Source organism: Pseudomonas sp. IPO3778, assembly GCF_013386825.1.
Lineage (GTDB): Bacteria > Pseudomonadota > Gammaproteobacteria > Pseudomonadales > Pseudomonadaceae > Aquipseudomonas.
The window spans coordinates 74,579-90,574 of sequence record NZ_JACARC010000012.1 but is presented as its reverse complement, the minus strand read 5'-3'; the positions used below and the strand labels follow the sequence as shown (position 1 = coordinate 90,574).

The following is a 15,996-nucleotide window of genomic DNA, read 5'->3' as shown; positions in this document are numbered from 1 at the left end:
GTTCACAGGGGCGCAGTACATGAAATTCTCTACATTAGCGTTGGCCATCACCGCAGCAGTCCTGGCACAACAGGCCAGCGCAGATGGTTTTGGTCTTGGCTCACTCGGCACGGGTGACGGTCACAGCGGCTTCCTCGAAGACAGCCATGCGTCGATCAGTTCGCGCACCATGTACTACAACGCCGACGTTCGCTCCGGTACCGCGAACGACCTGCGCGAAACGGCCACAGCGCTGCGCTTCGACTACAAGTCCGGTTTCACCCAAGGCACCGTAGGCTTCGGTTTGGACGTGATGGCGTTCGGCGCCTTGCGTCTGGACGGTGGCGATGGCCACGCCGCGGGCGCTGGCCTGACGGGTAACGGCAACAGTTTCTTTCCGGTCAAGAACAATGGCACCGAGCCTGCTGACAGTTTCGGTCGCGCAGCCGGCAACGTTAAGTTCCGCATTTCCCAGACTGAATTGCACGTCGGCGGTGGTTTGGCTCCGGTCCTGCCTATCCTGGTGTCCAACGACAGCCGTGTCGCGCCGCAAACCTTTGACGGCGGTATCCTGACCTCCAAGGACATTCCTAACGTCACGTTCGTGGGCGGTGAGCTGAACAAGGCCGAAGGTCGTGCCTCGAGCAACTCCACGGGCTTGAGCGTCGCCGGTGCCAGCCGCGACAGTGACAGCTTCCGTTTCGGCGGTGTTGACTACCAGCCGTTTGGTTCTTCCGACAACGTCATCGCTAAAAACCTGACGTTGCAGTACTACTACGCCGACCTGGAAGACTTCTACAAACAGAACTACTTCGGCCTGGTCCACGTACTGCCGTTGGGCAATGACCAATCGTTCAAAACCGACCTGCGCTATTTCGACAGCACCAGCGACGGCAAAAACGGTTCGGCTGGCTACGCGTTCAACAACAACGGCGGTTATGCCAAGCACGCCGGTGAAGTCGACAACAAAACCTACAGTGCGGCCTTCACCTACCAGTTGGGCGGCAGTCAGCTGATGCTCGGCCACATCGGTGTGAGTGACGACGGCGGCTTCGTCTGGGTCAACCAGGGCAGCATTGCCGACCCAACCGCCCAAGGCGCGGGTGGTTCTGACTTCTACCTGTTCACCGACGCCGTGGTTGGCCAGTTCTCCCGTGCGGGTGAGCAAGTCAATTTCGGCCAGTACCTGTATGACTTCAGAACCCTGGTACCGGGCCTGAAAGCTTCGGTTGCCTACCTCAACGGTAGCGACATCAAGGCCAAGGTTGCCGGTGGCAGCGATCAGTCCGAGCGCGAAACCGATTTCCGTCTTGATTACGTCGTACAAGCCGGCCCGTTGAAAGGCTTCGGTACCACCTTCCGTACCGGTAGCTACCACGGCCACAACACCGGCACCGCGGACCAGGATCAAACCCGCCTGATCTTCAACTACACCTACGCACTCTTTTAATGAGTCGCCGGTAAACGCTTTAAAGGAAGGCCGCCGATTGGGCGGCCTTTTTTTTGTGCGGCATTTTTCCAGCGGCTTGCTGGCAGAGCAGGGCGCTATAGTTGTTTTTACACAACGATACGTTTAAAGATGCGCGGCAATTCCTAACTTATAAGTCAAGAAAAGGACCGTTCCCATGAAAGTCAGTGCACGCAACGTATTCAAAGGTCAGGTCAGCCAGGTTCAGGACGGCGCGGTCAACGCCGAAGTCGTGTTGACCCTGCCCGGCGGCGAGCAGTTGGTGGCGGTGGTGACCATGGAAAGCATCCGCAACCTCGGCATTGCCGTGGGCAAGGAAGCGGTCGCCTTGATCAAGGCGCCGTGGGTGATGCTGATGACCGAGTCCAGCGACATCCGCCTGTCGGCCCGCAACTGCCTGGAAGGCAAGGTACTGAGCGTGAACGACGGCGCCGTGAATGCGGAAGTGGTGATCGAGTTGGCAGGGGGTTCGAAGGTGTTTTCCATCGTGACCCGCGACGCGGTGGCCGAGTTGGGCCTGAAGCCGGGCGTGAGCGCCACGGCGGTGATCAAGGCGTCCCATATCATCCTGGGCGTGCCAGCCTGATAGACCCCCGCACGCCAGCGGCATCAACTTCAGTCAGGCCCGCCAGCGGGTTGCGGGATCAGGACCTCGGCGTCGTGTCGGTGGCCACACGGCGTAAAATCTCGTCTGCGGCGGCGGGGGCGTGGCCGCAAAGCATCTCTACGTCGGCGGTCACGGTATCAAATGCTCCCAGTGCGAAGGCTTTCTGCATGGAGAGCGCCGCACTGGCGTAGTACGGCGGCAGCCCCGCCAACTGCGAGTGAAGTTGCTGCTCGCTGATCACCTGATATTTCACCGGTTTGCCGGTGAGGTCCTGTAACAGGCGGGCCCGTTCTTCGCCCGACAGGCTGTGTGGCCCGGTCAGTTCGTAGGTTGCGTTTGCCTGCCCGTTGCCGCTGACGGCACCGGCCAGGGCTTGTGCTACATCATCACGGCTCACCAGGGCGATCTTGTCTTCGCCCAGTCCGGTCAACACGCCCTGGGCAATCGCAGGCCCGGCTAATTGCACGAAGGTTTCGGTGTAGAAGTTCATGCGCAGAATGGTCCAATGGCGCGCGTGTGACTTTAAGTGCTCTTCAGCGTTTAGATAAGAAGCGCCAAGGTCAGAGAACGCTGCAACTTTTACATGGGCCGCAGAGAGCAGATATATATGCCCGACATGGGCCTCGAGTGCTGCGTCGATGGCGTGAACAAGTTGCGCGCCAATCACGCCTTTTTCCAGATTGTCCCCGGGAATAATCAGTAGGCGGTCCAGCCCGTGGTAGGCGTGCTCCAGGCTGTCGGGCTGGTCGAAGTCAGCAAACCGGCTCTCAATGCCCGGTATCACGGCGAGGCTGCGGGAAAGCGCGACCAGTTGATCATCGGTTGCACGGGATGCAAGTTGCGATAAAACGTTGCCGCCCACATATCCGCCAGCACCACTTATACCGATTTTCATAAACGACCTTTAATAACAAGAAGAGACTTGTCACAACTATACATTTGTTATGCTGGTCAACAAGAATGCACACCAAGGTGCATAACGCACTTTTTTGTTCGTGCCCTTTAAGTCGGAGTATTAGATCAATGCCACACACTTCAGAGCGCGATGCGGCCCGCAATGCCACGCAACATTGCGACCTGGGTCAGATCATTGATCGGGTCGCGGACAAATGGGCGGTGATGGTGATTGGCCAACTGTTGTCGGGCACGGTACGTTTCAACGAACTGATGCGCAGGGTCCCCGGGGTGTCTCATCGCATGTTGACGATGACCCTGAGAGGTTTGCAGCGAGACGGCATCGTCTCGCGCACGGTGCTGCCGACGCGCCCGCCACAGGTGGAGTACGCGCTGACGTCGATGGGCCAGTCACTGACCGAGCCCTTGGGCGCCCTCGCGCTGTGGGCGACCGCCCGGCGCCACGACATCGAGGCCGCCAGGCAGGATTACGATGCGAAGCATTAAGGCGCCAGCCGGGTGAACACGTAATCGTGGTTCTTCACCAACGCCTGATGGCAAGCGAAGCACGTCTCATGTTGGGCCTGGTCCACCGGCTTGCCGTTGATAAACCGTCCGAAGCCCCAGCCTCCCGTCGCCGCGTATTTCTTCGAGTCCTTGACCATGAACTGCACGGTGGTAGCCGCGCCGGGAATCGAGGCGGTCTTGAACTCGGGCGACTGCACGTGTTTCCAGGCCAGCTTGGCCAACACGGTGCCGTCGGGAAAGGGCAAAGAGCCGTCACGGTAGGCCTTGAGCGCGACCTTGTTGCCCAGCACCACCCGCAGTTCATTCAGCGGGTCGGCTTCCTGGGCCGGCGCGATCATCTCCCATTGGCGGTAGCCGTCGGGAATGGTCACGCCGTAGATCGGTGAAGGCTCACTCGTACCATCAGGGCCGCCGAAGGCCAACCCGGTAGCCGTGGCCACGATGGCGGCGGTCACCGCGACGAGTGCCGCAAGGTGCAGGCGCTTCATCACAAGTGGTCCGCATCAATCACGGCCTTGGCAAAGGCTTGCGGGGCTTCCTGCGGCAGGTTGTGGCCGATGCCGCCGGTGATCAGCCGGTACTCGTACCTGCCGGTGAAGCGCTTGGCGTAGTCTTCCGCCGCCGGGTGTGGTGCGCCGTTGGCGTCGCCTTCCATCGTGATGGTGGGCACGCTGATGGACGGGGCGGTGGCGAGTTTCTGTTCCAGCGCGTTGTATTTTTTCTCGCCCTGGACCAGGCCCAGGCGCCAGCGGTAGTTGAAGATCGACACGGCAACGTGGTCGGGGTTGTCCAGGCCTTTGGCGCTGCGGTCGAAGGTGGCGTCGTCAAATGCCCATTTCGGCGAGGCGATCTGCCAGATCAACTTGGCGAAGTCATGGGTGTTTTTTGCATAGCCGGCGGCGCCGCGATCGGTGGCGAAGTAGAACTGGTACCACCACTGCAACTCAGCCTTGGGCGGCAATGGGTTTTTGCCGGCCGCCTGGTTGCCGATCAGGTAGCCGCTGACCGACACCAGTGCCTTGACCCGCTCCGGCCACAACGCCGAGACGATGTCGGCAGTACGTGCGCCCCAGTCGTAGCCGCCGAGCACGGCCTGTTTGATGTTCAATGCGTCCATGAAGTCGATCAGGTCCACGGCAAGTGCTGCCGGCTGGCCGTTGCGCAGTGTCTTGGCGGACAGGAAGTGCGTGTCGCCGTAGCCGCGGGCGTAGGGCACCAGTACCCGGTAGCCCTGGGCGGCCAGCAACGGGGCGACGTCGGAATAGCTGTCAATGTCGTAAGGCCAACCGTGCAGCAGGATCACCACCGGGCCGTCGGCCGGGCCGACTTCGGCGTAAGCCACCTCCAGCACGCCAGCCTTCACATGCTTTAACGGGCCGAACGCGGTGTGGGTGCTCGCGCCGGCAACGGCGGGCGCCTGGGTGGTTTGCGCGCTGGCGACGCCGAGGGCACCGAACTGCAACAGCGCAACGGCCAGCAGCGACGCGCCCATCAGGCGGCGGGGTTTGAAGCCGGGTAAGGTGTTCAACGGTGTGTGCATGGCGAGCCTCCAGCGGCGGGTTGTGTGCCTGGCTCACAGTTGAACGCGGTTGTGTATCCGGCCTGTTTCGAGAAAACCATCGGGTTAAAGCGTGTGTATCTGAGGGCGGCTTGGACACACTGCGATACACAGGTCAGGCGGGCCGGGTGGCCACGTACACCAGGCTGGGCGCTTGCCCGGGTACATCGTCCAGTTCATCGATACGCTGCATACCGATCTTCTCCAATACCTTGATTGAGGCCTGGTGCCCGGGCCGCACCACGCCGTACACCTGCGGCTGGTCCAGTGCCTTGAAACCATAGTGCAACGCGGCCGTGGCTAACTCTGTCGCGTAGCCCTTGCCCCAGGCGCTGACGGCAAAGCGGTAGCCGAGGTTGATCCGCTCAACCTCGTTGTAGGGGTACAGCGTGATGCCGCCAAAGCCGATCACCCACTCCGGCGCGTCTCGGGTGCTGATCGCCCATTGGCCAAAGCCGTGGGTTGCCCAATGGGCCAGCCAGCGATCCAGTGCCGCTTTCGCCTGGGCGATATCCGCCAACGGACCGGCAGGGTTGTAGCGGTGGGTCTCGGGATCGCCATAGATGGCCAATACACTGGCCACATCGTCGACCGTTGGGGCCCTGAGAATCAATCGTGGGGTGAATAGGGGTTGGGTATTCATGGGCGGCTCTGGTCCCTGGAGCGAGAGGGAAGGGGTTCACCTATATTTATCCTGCTTTCGGCGCTCTAGCACGCTTGATTCAGTTGTTAGGGCTACTGGCAGGATGCCACAATGGCACTTTGTCGCGGCAGTAAGATCAGGCGGACCAAATGAATGGCCTTGGGCGTGGGCTGGACCAGGATGGCTTCATCGAGGAGCAGGTGCGAACAGATCGATTGCACCAGTTGTTTCGTCAGTCTTTTTCGGCCGTGTTCGGCAGTTATATGGCGGCCGCCATGCTGTGCTGGCTGTGCTGGGACCGTTTTGATCACTCGGTGATAGTGGTATGGCTGGTGGTGCTGGCGGCGACGTCGCTGCTGCGGATCTCGATGTTCATGGCCTGGTTTCGCTGCCCCAACAGTGACCGCACCCCCGCGCGCTGGGAGCGGCGCTACTGGTTGACGCTGATGCTGTCTGCCGGCGTCTGGGGCTTGGGCGCACTGGCGCTGATACCCACCGACGACCGACTGTCCCAGGCACTGGTGATGCTGTTTACCGTGGGCATGTCCGTCAGTGCGGTCTCGTGTTATTCGGCCTACCGCTACATGACCCTGGTGTCCATGGGGCTGGTGTTGCTGCCGTGTACGGTCTGGCTGCTGTTTCAGCCCTCCTCGATGCAAGTGGGGATGGGGCTGGCGGTGCTGGTGTTTTCGTCATTTGTCGGCGGCGCCACGCGCAAGCTGTCCGACGCCCTGGAAAAGGCCTTTCGCCTGACCCGGCAAATGGAGCGGGCCCACAATATTTCCACCCGTGCCGCACAAACCGACGAACTCACCGGGCTGATGAACCGCCGGGCGTTCTTTGAACATGCGCAGTTGCTCTACGAACAGTGTCGCCATAACCAGCAGCCGTTGTGCGCACTGATGATGGACATGGACCACTTCAAAAACATCAACGACACCTACGGCCACCAGGCCGGAGACCAGGTGCTGCGGCAGATCGGCGGGGTGATCAGCGCATCGTTTCGCCAGGCCGATGTCTACGGGCGGTTGGGGGGCGAAGAGTTTGCGGTGTTGTTGCCGGACACCTCGCTTGAGACCGGACGGGACATCGCCGAGCAGTTGATCAAGGCCATCGCCGGGCTGGCCAGCGAGCCGGTCCATGGCCTGACCGCCAGCCTGGGCGTGGCCTGGGCCCGTGCGGTCGATCAAGACCTGCACGGCTTGATGAACACCGCAGACAAGGCCCTGTACCGCGCCAAAGCGCTGGGGCGCAATCAGGTGGCGGTGGCGGAGTAGGGCTCAGCCCTTGCGCAGCACCGTGGCCAGGACCTGGGAGACCTGGTCGGCGGAGTAAGGCTTGGGCAGGAACACCAGGCCTTCGTAGCCGCTTTCAGCCAGTTCCTCGCTGTAGCCCGAGGTCAATACTACTGGCAGGTCGGGTCGGCGCCGCCGCAACTCCTTGGCCAGCGCCACGCCGGTGATGCCCGGCATCACCACATCGGAAAACACCGCGTCGACCCCCATCCCGTCTGCGCCGGCCAGTTCCAGCGCCTGTTCGGCATTGGTCGCCCATGTGGTCTGGTAGCCCAGGTCCTGCAGGATCTGGTTGGCAAAACGACCGACTTCCAGGTTGTCTTCCACGATCAGGATGTGCCGTTGGGCGCCTTCGGTGATCAGCTCGGAAGGTGCCAGCGTGCAGCGTTCTACGCACTCTTCAGCCATCACTTGTGGCAAGTACAGGGTAAACACCGTGCCCTGGCCAACCTGGCTGGCGACATCGACGTTGCCCCCGGATTGCTTGGCGAAGCCGAACACCTGGGACAGCCCAAGGCCCGTGCCCTTGCCGACGGCCTTGGTGGTGAAGAACGGTTCGAAGATGCGCTCGAAGGACTCGCCGGGAATTCCGCCGCCGGTGTCGGTAAGGGCGATCGAAATAAAGCGCTGCTGCGAGCTTGCATCGCCACGGATGCGCGGCAGTGGCTGCTCGGTGTCGACGCGCAGGGTCAGGGTGCCCTGGCCGTTCATGGCGTCGCGGGCGTTGAGGCCAATGTTGATCAGCGCGGTTTCAAACTGGCTGGAGTCGGCGCGGATGTAACACGGCTGCCCAGGCAGTTCGACCCGTATGTGAATCCGCGCGCCGGTGACTGCCTCGAGCATCTCGCCGATGTTTTTCACCCGCTGGCCCGCCTCGAACACTTCCGGGTTCAGCGGCTGGCGGCGGGCGAAGGCGAGCAACTGGCTGGTCAATTTACCCGCACGCTCTACGGTGTCGGTAACGGCGTTCATGTAACGCTGGCGCCGCTCTTCCGACAGGCTGGGCATGCGCAGGAAGTCGACGGATGAGCGAATGATCGTCAGCAGGTTGTTGAAGTCATGGGCCACGCCGCCGGTCAACTGGCCGATGGCTTCGAGCTTTTGTGATTGACGCAGCGCCGCTTCCGTTTGGGCCAGCAGGGTGGTCCGTTCATTGACGCGCTGCTCAAGGCTTGCGTTCAGCTCGGCCAGGCTTCGGGACAGGACGACGGTGGCCGTGGTCTCGGTGACGGTGTCGAGCAGGCCGACCACATTACCCTGCACATCGCGTATCGGGCTGTAGCAGAAGGTGAAGTACGCTTCTTCCGGCTCGCTGCCGCGCTCGATCATCAGTGGGAAGTTTTCGATGAAGGTGGCGTGCCCTGCAAAGGCCGCGTCGGCGATGGGGCTGATTTGCGGCCAGGCTTCTTGCCAGATGTCGCTGAAAGACCGCCCGAGTGCGACGGGTTTGTTGCCCAGAATCGGGATAAACCCGTCGTTGTACAAGGTGGTCAACCCAGGGCCCCAGACGATCGCCTGGGGGAAGCTTGAGGCCAGGCACAGGGCAACGGTGGTCTTGAGCACGTCCGGCCATTGATCAATCGGCCCCAGAGGTGTGTTGGCCCAGTCGTGGTGGCGAACCCGTTCGGCCATTTCGCCGCAGCCTTGCAGCCAGTTTGTCATTGGGGAGCGCCTTCTTTGCCACGGGTTGCTGAATGCGGGATATCAAGCTACAGACATCCCGGCATCGAGCCAGTTCAGCGGGATTATCGACGATATGGCACTTTAATGTCTCGGCCGGATAATCATCCGCTGAACCGCCTTCAGGCCACGGTAATCGTGACCTCGATATTGCCGCGGGTGGCCTTGGAATACGGGCAGGTCTGGTGGGCAAGGTCTGCCAGTGCACGGGCTGCCACGTGTTCCACGCCCGGCAGGCTGACCCGCAGGCGGGCTTGCAGGTAATAGCCCTGTTCGGGGCTGTTCACCAGGTCCACTTCGGCGCTCACCGCGGTATCGGCCGGCAGGCGGATTTTCAGGGTTTGGGCCGCCTTGCCCAGCGCGCCGATAAAGCAGGCGGACCAGCCGGCACCAAACAGTTGCTCGGGGTTGGTGCCGGCGGCTTTGGAACCGGGCGGCGAGAGCTTGATGTCCAGTTGCAGGTCATCGCTGTGGGACGCGCCTTCACGGCCGCCTGTGGTGTGGGTTTTGCCGGTGTAGAGCACGGTGCTGTTCTGGGACATGACGGTTTCCTGGTGAGTGGCCCTGGGTGGGCCGGAGTGCACAGGAAACCGTGCTGGCGTATCCGGAATGTGTCATGCCCCGTGGCGGCGCGCCTCGCAGTGTGTCGCCTCGCCGGGAAGATACGTTGGGATACACACCCCTATTGCTGCTGCACGCCAAACAAACCCGTCCAGTAGATGCCCGCGTCGCTTTTCGGGTCCATGGCATAGGCGGCGCCCATTTCCCGGAACTGCGGGTTCATCAGGTTGGCGCAGTGCCCGGGGCTGGCGAGCCAGCCGTCGACCACCTTGCGTGGGGTGTCCATGCCGGCGGCAATGTTCTCGCCGATCCGCTGGCCGATGTAGCCCGCCAGCTCAGCCCGGTCGCCCGGGGTGCGGCCATCGTGGTCCAGGTGATCGAAGAAGTTGCCGTTGGCCATATTGCGGGCGTGACCGGCGGCGGCGTTGGCGAGTGCTTCGTTCCAGCTCAGCGGTGTGGTGGCAGCAAAGGTCTCGCCGCCACACTGATGGGGCTGCTGGCGGGCGGCGTTGATGAGATCAAGCACCTTCTTGCCTTCGGTCTGGCTCTCACCCAGGCCGCTGGTCAGCAACGGGCGGGCGAGCACAATGCGCCAGTCCTGGCCGCTGTTGCTCACGCCGATATCAATGAACTGCGGGTCGAGCACCACCCGGCAAAAACTTTCGCGCACGGCTTTCATGGCGGCTTCGGCGTTTTTTGGCCCGGACAGGCTGATGGCTTGGACGTTGACCATCGGGTACGCCGCCCGCGCCAACGCCTGCTGCAAGTCGCCGACGCTGTTGACCGGCAACACCAGCCGCGTGTCGCTGGCCAGCGGTGGCAATTCCTGGGAACCCTGGTTGCCGCAGCGCTGAACCTGGCTGCGGTATTGATTGATCGAGTCGACCAACAGGCTTTCTTCACCCGCCTGCGCCTGGGCGCTAAACACCAGACTGGCGGCCAGCGTCGTAAGACCCATCATCAATGACAGAGCGCGCATGGACGTTTCCCTTGAGCTTGAAAGTGCCCATGATGCGCGATGAAGGGCCATCCATGCACCCGTTGGTCCGAACTTTTTGCCTCAGTTCTTGAATGCAGAGTGTTTACGGGCCTGATCGCGCAGGGCAAGCACCACCATCAGCAGGGAGGCGATCACGAGGGCCAGCGCCACGCCGAACGTAGCGTGCATCCCGTTTCCCACTGCGCTACGGCTGGCCGTGGCGAGGTCACCGGCCGTCTGCGCGAACACCGCGCCCAATGCCGAGGCCCCCGCGATCAGCCCCAGATTGCGCGACAGGTTGAGCAGACCCGCGACTACACCCCGTTGGTCCGCCGGCACCTCGCCCATCACTGCCGTGTTGTTGGCCGCCTGAGACTGGGCGTAGCCGAGGGTGAGGATGATCAACGGGCCGATGTACCCGGCAATACCGAGGTTCAGCGGCATCAGCGACAGCAACAGGCAGCCGCCCAGCATCGCCAGCAGCCCGGCAATGGTCATCGGGCCGGCGCCGAAGCGGTCGGTCAAACGGCCTGCGGGTACGCCCATCAACGCCGAGACACACGGCCCGATGGCCATCGTCAGGCCCATCCGGGCAGGGTCGAGGCCTGCGCCGTGGGTCAGGTAGAACGGCCCGACCACCAAGGTTGCCATCATCACCGCCGACACCAGTGCACTCATGCCCAGGCCGGCGTTCAGGCTCGAGTCCCGCAGGGTGGACAGGACATTCAACGCCGATCGGGCAGGCTTCTGTTCGCGACGGTCGACGTGCAGATAACGGCGGGCGAGGGCAAACGTCAGCAACCCCAGTGGGACCGTGATGAAGAACAGCGCACGCCAGCCGAACCCGGCGATTAGCCCCCCGCCAATGCTTGGCCCCAGCGCAGTCCCCATCGCGGACACGCTGCCCAGCAAGCCCATGGCCCGCCCGGTACGTTCCTTGGCGACGGTTTCGCCCACCAGGGCCATGGTCATCGCCATCATGATCGCCGCGCCCAGGCCTTGCAGGGCTCGCGCTGCAATCAGCAGCCCGAGGGACGAAGCCACGCCACACAGGGCGGAGGCCACGGTGAAGAGTAACAATCCCGTCAATAGCAGGCGGCTGCGGCCCATCAGGTCGCCGAGCCGCCCGACGCTGACGATCACGGCGGTGATTGCCAGCAAGTACGCGAGCACCACCCACTGCGCCGCTTGAAAGGACGCGTCAAACGCCAGCACCAGGCTCGGCAGGCCGACATTGGCGATGCTGGTGCCCAAAGACGCCAGCAGCATGGACAGTGACAAGGCGGCGAGGGCGCCACGGGGTGCAGGTGATTTCATCAAGAGGTTCCTGGGTTTGACCGCTGTCAGAAATCTACCCCGTGGCCTAACATGGCGGAAGGCGCAGCATTTGCACTTAATAGTTGCGCCAAACGCCCTGTGAGGTTTGCCGTGTCCACACCCGATCTGAATTTGCTGGTCACCCTGGATGTGTTACTCGCCGAAGGCAGTGTCACCCGTGCCGCCCAGCGTTTGCGCCTGAGCCCCTCGGCGATGAGCCGGGCCCTGGCGCGGTTGCGGGAAACCACGGGGGATCCGTTACTGGTCCGTGCCGGCCGTGGCCTGGTGCCCACGCCACGCGCCCTGGAACTGCGCGAGCGGGTCAGCCAGTTGGTGCAGGACGCCGAAGCCGTGTTGCGCCCGGCTGCGGCCCTTGACCTGAGCCAACTGGTGCGCACGTTCACCTTGCGCACCAGCGACGGTTTTGTTGAGTGTTTCGGCCCGGCGCTGTTGGCGCGTATCGCCCGGGAAGCGCCGGGGGTGCGATTGCGCTTCGTGCACAAGCCGGACAAGGCCAGTACGCCACTGCGCGATGGCAGCGTCGACCTGGAAACCGGCGTGGTAGACAGCAGCGCCAGCCCCGAGGTGCTGACCCAGGCGCTGTTTCGCGACCGGTTTATCGGCGTGGTGCGCAAGGGCCATCCGCTGTGTGAGGGCGACATCACGCCGCAGCGGTTTGCCGGCGGCCAGCATATCTATGTGTCCCGCCGTGGCCACGATCAGGGCCAGATTCATCAAGCCCTTGAAACACTGGGGCTGACCCGGGACGTGGTGACCATCGTTGCCGGCTTCTCGACCGCCCTGGCATTGGCCCGCAGCAGCGACCTGATCGCCAGCGTGCCGGAGCGCCACACCGGCAATTTGCACAGCGATCTTCACCGCTTTGCGCTGCCGTTTGCGTTCCCGGACTTCACCGTATCAATGCTCTGGCACCCGCGCCTGGACGCCGACCTGGCCCATCGCTGGCTGCGGGGTTGCCTGCGGGAGGTGTGTGCGCAATGAACCAGCAGGTACACTCCGCGTCGTCATGACACGAAACACCAGGAATTCGAATGTTCAGCCTTACCCGTTACGAAACCCCATGCCCCGAGCCGATCAACGCGCAGATTCTGCAGATGGTGGTCGACTACCTGACCGACATCAGCATGGTCGCCATCCCGCCGAGCAACCTGCTGTACAACGTCTATCAGTATGCGATCGGCTACGAGGTGCACCTGTACCTGGACGCGCTGGGCGGGTCGAAGGGCATTGCGGTTGAATTGATCGTGGCGCTGGACGCGCAGGAACAGGTGATGGGCTTTCTGCTGTACCTGCCGGTGAAGGACGATCCCGAGGCGTGTGGCGTGGCGTATATGGCGGTGCATGCCAGCCATCGACGCAAAGGCGTGGCGCGGGCGATGATCCAGGACATGCTGGCCCGCTACCCCCATGCCGAACTGACGTGCGCCGTGGAGAAGGTGCCGGCGTTTGAGTCCATGGGCTTTCAGGTGCGTGGCGTACGCGGTACCCAGGTGCTGATGAACACCCGCGACTACAGCACCGACGGCTTGATGGGCCTGTTGGATGTGGCGTCGATCTACAGCTCGCTGGAGGTGCGGCAGATCCACACCTACCTGCTGCAAAAGCACGGCAAGCGAGCGATGGTCGATGCGGAGAAACAGCGCGATCGCCACTTCGACCAGATGACCCACAAAGCCCGGATGTTTGTGCACGCAAGGCAGGGATAACGCAGAACAATGTGGGAGCGGGCTTGCTGTGGTGAGGGGGCTTTTCCCCCGTCGGGTTCACCACAGATTGATGGGGCCGCTTCGCAGCCCAACGCGGGGCAAGCCCGCTCGCCACAGCAAGCCCGCTCCCACTTTTTGATGGGTATGTCTGTTATGGCTTGGCCAGGTTCCAGTTGCCGCCAACGCCGTCACCGGTGATGTCGCCCGGCTTGCTGTCCTTGACCCAGGTGTACAGCGGCTGGCCTTTATAGGCCCACTGCTTGCTGCCATCGTCACGGCTGACCACGGTGTAGCCATCGGCGTCCTTGGCGCCGGCCGAGGCGGTCAGGGCCGGCCAGTTGGCCAGGCATTGGCCGTTGCAGGCGGATTTGCCGGCGCTGTCCTTGGCGAAGGTGTACAGGGTCATGCCCTTGCCATCCACCAGGACTTTGCCCTTGGCGCTGTCAGCGATGGTGGCAGGGGCGGCGAAGGCCATGGTCGAAGCACACGCAATCACAACAGCGGCAGCAAGGGAGAATTTTTTCAGCATGACGAACTCCTGGGGGTTTTTCTTGGTTTGAGTACTGGCCTTGTGCTGTATTCACAAGGCGTACTCAGGTAAACACCCGTCGCGCCGGTTTATTCCCCGCCCTTGTTTAATTCTTTTTAAACACGTCCGCGATTGACCATCGCCTTGATGCTCGCAAACAGCTCTTCCTGCGCCTCCACCGGGCTGATTTCCCCGCTGGCGGCGGCCTGGGACAGGGCATCTGCCGCGCCCAACATTCCCCTCAGGCCGGCTTGGCTTATCATGCCGTCTACGGCAAACGGGGCGAGGGCATCGCGGCACTTGCCGAGGAAAATCACGTCGTACGCTCGCTTGATGCTTTCCAGTTCCGGGCTGCCGGCCAGCGCCGCAATCACGCCGGGAATTTCCCGGCCCTGCAGCAACACACAGTCGACATAACACGAGGCGATCACCCAGGCGCGGTCGTCCAGGGTGGGCTCGCTGGCCTCGATGGCGCTGGCGAACACCTGGTTCTGGCGGGCATCGAAGTCTTCATACAGCGCCGCCAACAGCCCTGCACGGGTGCCGAAATGGTCATACACCACCGGCTTGGTTACCCCGGCCAACTCCGCCAGGTGCCCCAGGCTCAGGGCATCGGTGCCTTCTTCGCGCACCAGTTGCCAGGCCATATCGAGCAACTGGCGCAACCGGTCATCCCGGGACAGGCGACGGCGAGGGGCAGGGGATTGATCGCTTGACATGCTTATATACCAAAAGTAACTTACCAACGGTAACTTAGCCCAAGCCTACTCAATTTGCCTTCCCGCCGCTACCCCGAAGGAGTCACTGCCATGCACGCCCTGATCGTTATTGCTCACCACGATCCCCACTCCCTGACCCACAGCCTCGCCAAACAGGCGGCGGCCGGCATCACGGCCGCCGGCCACACCTTCGAAATCGCCGACCTGGCCGCCGAAGGTTTCGACCCGCGCTACAGCGCCGCCGACCATAAAGTGCATCGCACCCGCGCCACGCCGCCCGCCGACGTGCTGGCCGAACAGGCCCGGCTCGACCGCGCCGACGCGTTGGTGCTGGTGTTCCCGATCTACTGGTGGTCGATGCCGGCCTTGCTCAAGGGCTGGATCGACCGGGTGTTCGTCAACGGCTGGGCAATCGACTACAGCCTTGAAACCAAGGTGGTGAAAAAGCTTGGCCATTTGCAGGTGCACTTGCTGGGTGTGGGCGCGGCGGATGAAGGTGTGTTTGAACGCCACGGCTACGCCAACGCGATGCGCACGCAAATCGACCACGGGATCTTTGATTACTGTGGGGCGAAAGTGCTGACCTCCGAGCTGCTGCTGGACTCGGAGAGCGGTGCCGCCGAGCAGCATCTGGAGACGGTGGCGCAGTTGGGGCGGCAGCTGTTTGTCAGTCTCGAGCCTTGCGAAACCGCCTGAATGGCCATGTGACCCAGTCGCCGCAGAACAACGCCAGCCACACTAATACCGGTTGAAACGCCAGTCGGGGCGCGTGATACGCCCAGCCCAGGTCTACACCACCCACCGGGATATGTTCGATTGCATGTTTGATATTTGCCGGAAATACACAGACCGCGTAGAGGGCAAACAGCGCGCCGGCAAGCCTGCGTAGCCTTGGCGCAAGCAGCGCCAGGGCACCCAGCAACTCCCCTATTCCGGTGAGTACCACCACGGAATACGGGTAAGGCACCCAATCCGGAACAATGCTAACGAACCCTTGAGTGGCGTATAGGTGAAAACAGCCCGCGACGAAGTAAAAAACAGCGAGTAACAGACGCAGGACTCGCCGGATTTTATCCGTGCCATTCGCGGCAACCACTCAAACCTCCCTGAACAAGTCATGGGCATCCAGCAACCGGTACGCAATCTCCGGCCGCTTCTCCATGCCCTTGCGAATCGCTGCCGGAATTGACTGCCGGGTCTTGCGACACAGCCCCGGCAGCTCATCGATAACGATCTGGATCCCGCGCATGCTTTTGACTTCCGTATGCCCGGGCGCGATGTGCACGCGGATGCCCAGTTGCTGGTGCATCAGCTGTTGCATGCGCTCCAGGTCTGGCAGGCTTTGCAGGTTTTCCAGGCGTTCGAGCAGGCGTTTTTCTTCCTGGCGCGTCAGGTGCAGGATGCGTGCATCGGCGCTGGGAAGGTCGAGCAGTTGCTCACGCTTGCAGTCGCAGGCGCCGGGAGGGCAGGGTTGGCGAATCGTCATCAATACTCCCTCCCGTTACCGGCGCC

19 protein-coding genes are annotated in these 15,996 nt (G+C 62.4%); 7 read left to right on the top strand and 12 right to left on the bottom strand.

What is annotated here, in order from left to right; all coding sequences use genetic code 11:
• Positions 1-19: 19 nt before the first annotated feature.
• Both HX855_RS04175 and HX855_RS04170 read left to right on the top strand, forming a co-directional pair.
• Entirely contained in the window at positions 20-1,429 is a 1,410-nt protein-coding gene (locus HX855_RS04175; RefSeq protein ID WP_177088971.1) for an OprD family outer membrane porin, read from the top strand.
• Positions 1,430-1,604: 175 nt separating this feature from the next.
• On the top strand, positions 1,605-2,033 hold the full coding sequence (locus tag HX855_RS04170) for a molybdopterin-binding protein (protein ID WP_134326728.1): 429 nt from the start codon (positions 1,605-1,607) through the stop codon (positions 2,031-2,033).
• 58 nt (positions 2,034-2,091) lie between these two features.
• On the opposite strand, the gene HX855_RS04165 is transcribed toward HX855_RS04170, so the two are convergent.
• Positions 2,092-2,949 carry an NAD(P)H-binding protein gene (locus HX855_RS04165; RefSeq protein WP_177088970.1) on the bottom strand — a complete coding sequence of 286 codons (858 nt, stop codon included), beginning with the start codon at positions 2,947-2,949 and terminating at the stop codon, positions 2,092-2,094.
• Positions 2,950-3,077: 128 nt separating this feature from the next.
• Here HX855_RS04165 and HX855_RS04160 point away from each other — a divergent pair, with 128 nt between their 5' ends.
• Complete coding sequence (locus HX855_RS04160) at positions 3,078-3,455, top strand: helix-turn-helix domain-containing protein (protein ID WP_177088969.1); 378 nt, start codon at positions 3,078-3,080, stop codon at positions 3,453-3,455.
• Here the strand turns inward: HX855_RS04160 and HX855_RS04155 are convergent.
• The 3 genes from HX855_RS04155 to HX855_RS04145 form a co-directional block, all read right to left on the bottom strand.
• The gene (locus HX855_RS04155; protein ID WP_177088968.1) at positions 3,452-3,964 is read right to left on the bottom strand and encodes a cytochrome P460 family protein; all 513 of its coding nucleotides are present in this window, start codon (positions 3,962-3,964) and stop codon (positions 3,452-3,454) included. The genes HX855_RS04160 and HX855_RS04155 overlap by 4 nt on opposite strands.
• Positions 3,964-5,016 (bottom strand): alpha/beta fold hydrolase, encoded by a 1,053-nt coding sequence (locus tag HX855_RS04150; protein WP_177088967.1) that lies wholly within the window; start codon positions 5,014-5,016, stop codon positions 3,964-3,966. The genes HX855_RS04155 and HX855_RS04150 overlap by 1 nt, the downstream gene beginning before the upstream one ends.
• A 133-nt stretch (positions 5,017-5,149) precedes the next feature.
• Positions 5,150-5,677, bottom strand: a complete 528-nt coding sequence (locus HX855_RS04145) for a GNAT family N-acetyltransferase (RefSeq protein WP_177088966.1) — start codon at positions 5,675-5,677, stop codon at positions 5,150-5,152.
• 149 nt (positions 5,678-5,826) lie between these two features.
• Between HX855_RS04145 and HX855_RS04140 the strand changes: the two genes are divergently transcribed.
• Positions 5,827-6,954 carry a diguanylate cyclase gene (locus HX855_RS04140; protein WP_177088965.1) on the top strand — a complete coding sequence of 376 codons (1,128 nt, stop codon included), beginning with the start codon at positions 5,827-5,829 and terminating at the stop codon, positions 6,952-6,954.
• A gap of 3 nt (positions 6,955-6,957) precedes the next feature.
• Here the strand turns inward: HX855_RS04140 and HX855_RS04135 are convergent, their stop codons facing one another.
• The 4 genes from HX855_RS04135 to HX855_RS04120 form a co-directional block, all read right to left on the bottom strand.
• Positions 6,958-8,634 (bottom strand): ATP-binding protein, encoded by a 1,677-nt coding sequence (locus HX855_RS04135; RefSeq protein ID WP_177088964.1) that lies wholly within the window; start codon positions 8,632-8,634, stop codon positions 6,958-6,960.
• Positions 8,635-8,774: 140 nt separating this feature from the next.
• The gene (locus tag HX855_RS04130; RefSeq protein ID WP_177088963.1) at positions 8,775-9,194 is read right to left on the bottom strand and encodes an organic hydroperoxide resistance protein; all 420 of its coding nucleotides are present in this window, start codon (positions 9,192-9,194) and stop codon (positions 8,775-8,777) included.
• A gap of 140 nt (positions 9,195-9,334) precedes the next feature.
• Positions 9,335-10,192 (bottom strand): CAP domain-containing protein, encoded by an 858-nt coding sequence (locus HX855_RS04125; RefSeq protein ID WP_177088962.1) that lies wholly within the window; start codon positions 10,190-10,192, stop codon positions 9,335-9,337.
• 81 nt (positions 10,193-10,273) lie between these two features.
• The gene (locus HX855_RS04120) at positions 10,274-11,509 is read right to left on the bottom strand and encodes an MFS transporter (RefSeq protein WP_177088961.1); all 1,236 of its coding nucleotides are present in this window, start codon (positions 11,507-11,509) and stop codon (positions 10,274-10,276) included.
• Positions 11,510-11,620: 111 nt separating this feature from the next.
• On the opposite strand from HX855_RS04120, the gene HX855_RS04115 reads away from it, so the two are divergent.
• Positions 11,621-12,511 carry a LysR family transcriptional regulator gene (locus tag HX855_RS04115; protein WP_177088960.1) on the top strand — a complete coding sequence of 297 codons (891 nt, stop codon included), beginning with the start codon at positions 11,621-11,623 and terminating at the stop codon, positions 12,509-12,511.
• A 50-nt stretch (positions 12,512-12,561) separates the two neighbouring features.
• The gene (locus HX855_RS04110) at positions 12,562-13,236 is read left to right on the top strand and encodes a GNAT family N-acetyltransferase (RefSeq protein ID WP_177088959.1); all 675 of its coding nucleotides are present in this window, start codon (positions 12,562-12,564) and stop codon (positions 13,234-13,236) included.
• 151 nt (positions 13,237-13,387) lie between these two features.
• Here the strand turns inward: HX855_RS04110 and HX855_RS04105 are convergent, their stop codons facing one another.
• Both HX855_RS04105 and HX855_RS04100 read right to left on the bottom strand, forming a co-directional pair.
• Positions 13,388-13,765, bottom strand: a complete 378-nt coding sequence (locus HX855_RS04105; protein ID WP_177088958.1) for a hypothetical protein — start codon at positions 13,763-13,765, stop codon at positions 13,388-13,390.
• Positions 13,766-13,881: 116 nt separating this feature from the next.
• A complete protein-coding gene (locus tag HX855_RS04100; RefSeq protein ID WP_177088957.1) occupies positions 13,882-14,484 on the bottom strand; it encodes a TetR/AcrR family transcriptional regulator in 603 nt (200 codons plus the stop codon).
• 90 nt (positions 14,485-14,574) lie between these two features.
• On the opposite strand from HX855_RS04100, the gene HX855_RS04095 reads away from it, so the two are divergent.
• Positions 14,575-15,180, top strand: a complete 606-nt coding sequence (locus tag HX855_RS04095; protein ID WP_177088956.1) for an NAD(P)H-dependent oxidoreductase — start codon at positions 14,575-14,577, stop codon at positions 15,178-15,180.
• On the opposite strand, the gene HX855_RS04090 is transcribed toward HX855_RS04095, so the two are convergent.
• Positions 15,152-15,580 carry a DoxX family protein gene (locus tag HX855_RS04090; protein WP_218175944.1) on the bottom strand — a complete coding sequence of 143 codons (429 nt, stop codon included), beginning with the start codon at positions 15,578-15,580 and terminating at the stop codon, positions 15,152-15,154. The genes HX855_RS04095 and HX855_RS04090 overlap by 29 nt on opposite strands.
• A complete protein-coding gene (locus tag HX855_RS04085; protein ID WP_177088955.1) occupies positions 15,581-15,970 on the bottom strand; it encodes a hypothetical protein in 390 nt (129 codons plus the stop codon).
• Between the last annotated feature and the right edge of the window lie 26 nt (positions 15,971-15,996).

What these genes read in the sequence shown, in the direction of transcription:
- HX855_RS04175 (WP_177088971.1), top strand. Translation starts at nt 20, where the DNA reads ATGAAATTCTCTACATTAGCGTTGGCCATCACCGCAGCAGTCCTGGCA.
- HX855_RS04170 (WP_134326728.1), top strand. Translation starts at nt 1,605, where the DNA reads ATGAAAGTCAGTGCACGCAACGTATTCAAAGGTCAGGTCAGCCAGGTT.
- HX855_RS04165 (WP_177088970.1), bottom strand. Translation starts at nt 2,949, where the DNA reads ATGAAAATCGGTATAAGTGGTGCTGGCGGATATGTGGGCGGCAACGTT.
- HX855_RS04160 (WP_177088969.1), top strand. Translation starts at nt 3,078, where the DNA reads ATGCCACACACTTCAGAGCGCGATGCGGCCCGCAATGCCACGCAACAT.
- HX855_RS04155 (WP_177088968.1), bottom strand. Translation starts at nt 3,964, where the DNA reads ATGAAGCGCCTGCACCTTGCGGCACTCGTCGCGGTGACCGCCGCCATC.
- HX855_RS04150 (WP_177088967.1), bottom strand. Translation starts at nt 5,016, where the DNA reads ATGCACACACCGTTGAACACCTTACCCGGCTTCAAACCCCGCCGCCTG.
- HX855_RS04145 (WP_177088966.1), bottom strand. Translation starts at nt 5,677, where the DNA reads ATGAATACCCAACCCCTATTCACCCCACGATTGATTCTCAGGGCCCCA.
- HX855_RS04140 (WP_177088965.1), top strand. Translation starts at nt 5,827, where the DNA reads ATGAATGGCCTTGGGCGTGGGCTGGACCAGGATGGCTTCATCGAGGAG.
- HX855_RS04135 (WP_177088964.1), bottom strand. Translation starts at nt 8,634, where the DNA reads ATGACAAACTGGCTGCAAGGCTGCGGCGAAATGGCCGAACGGGTTCGC.
- HX855_RS04130 (WP_177088963.1), bottom strand. Translation starts at nt 9,194, where the DNA reads ATGTCCCAGAACAGCACCGTGCTCTACACCGGCAAAACCCACACCACA.
- HX855_RS04125 (WP_177088962.1), bottom strand. Translation starts at nt 10,192, where the DNA reads ATGCGCGCTCTGTCATTGATGATGGGTCTTACGACGCTGGCCGCCAGT.
- HX855_RS04120 (WP_177088961.1), bottom strand. Translation starts at nt 11,509, where the DNA reads ATGAAATCACCTGCACCCCGTGGCGCCCTCGCCGCCTTGTCACTGTCC.
- HX855_RS04110 (WP_177088959.1), top strand. Translation starts at nt 12,562, where the DNA reads ATGTTCAGCCTTACCCGTTACGAAACCCCATGCCCCGAGCCGATCAAC.
- HX855_RS04105 (WP_177088958.1), bottom strand. Translation starts at nt 13,765, where the DNA reads ATGCTGAAAAAATTCTCCCTTGCTGCCGCTGTTGTGATTGCGTGTGCT.
- HX855_RS04100 (WP_177088957.1), bottom strand. Translation starts at nt 14,484, where the DNA reads ATGTCAAGCGATCAATCCCCTGCCCCTCGCCGTCGCCTGTCCCGGGAT.
- HX855_RS04095 (WP_177088956.1), top strand. Translation starts at nt 14,575, where the DNA reads ATGCACGCCCTGATCGTTATTGCTCACCACGATCCCCACTCCCTGACC.
- HX855_RS04085 (WP_177088955.1), bottom strand. Translation starts at nt 15,970, where the DNA reads ATGACGATTCGCCAACCCTGCCCTCCCGGCGCCTGCGACTGCAAGCGT.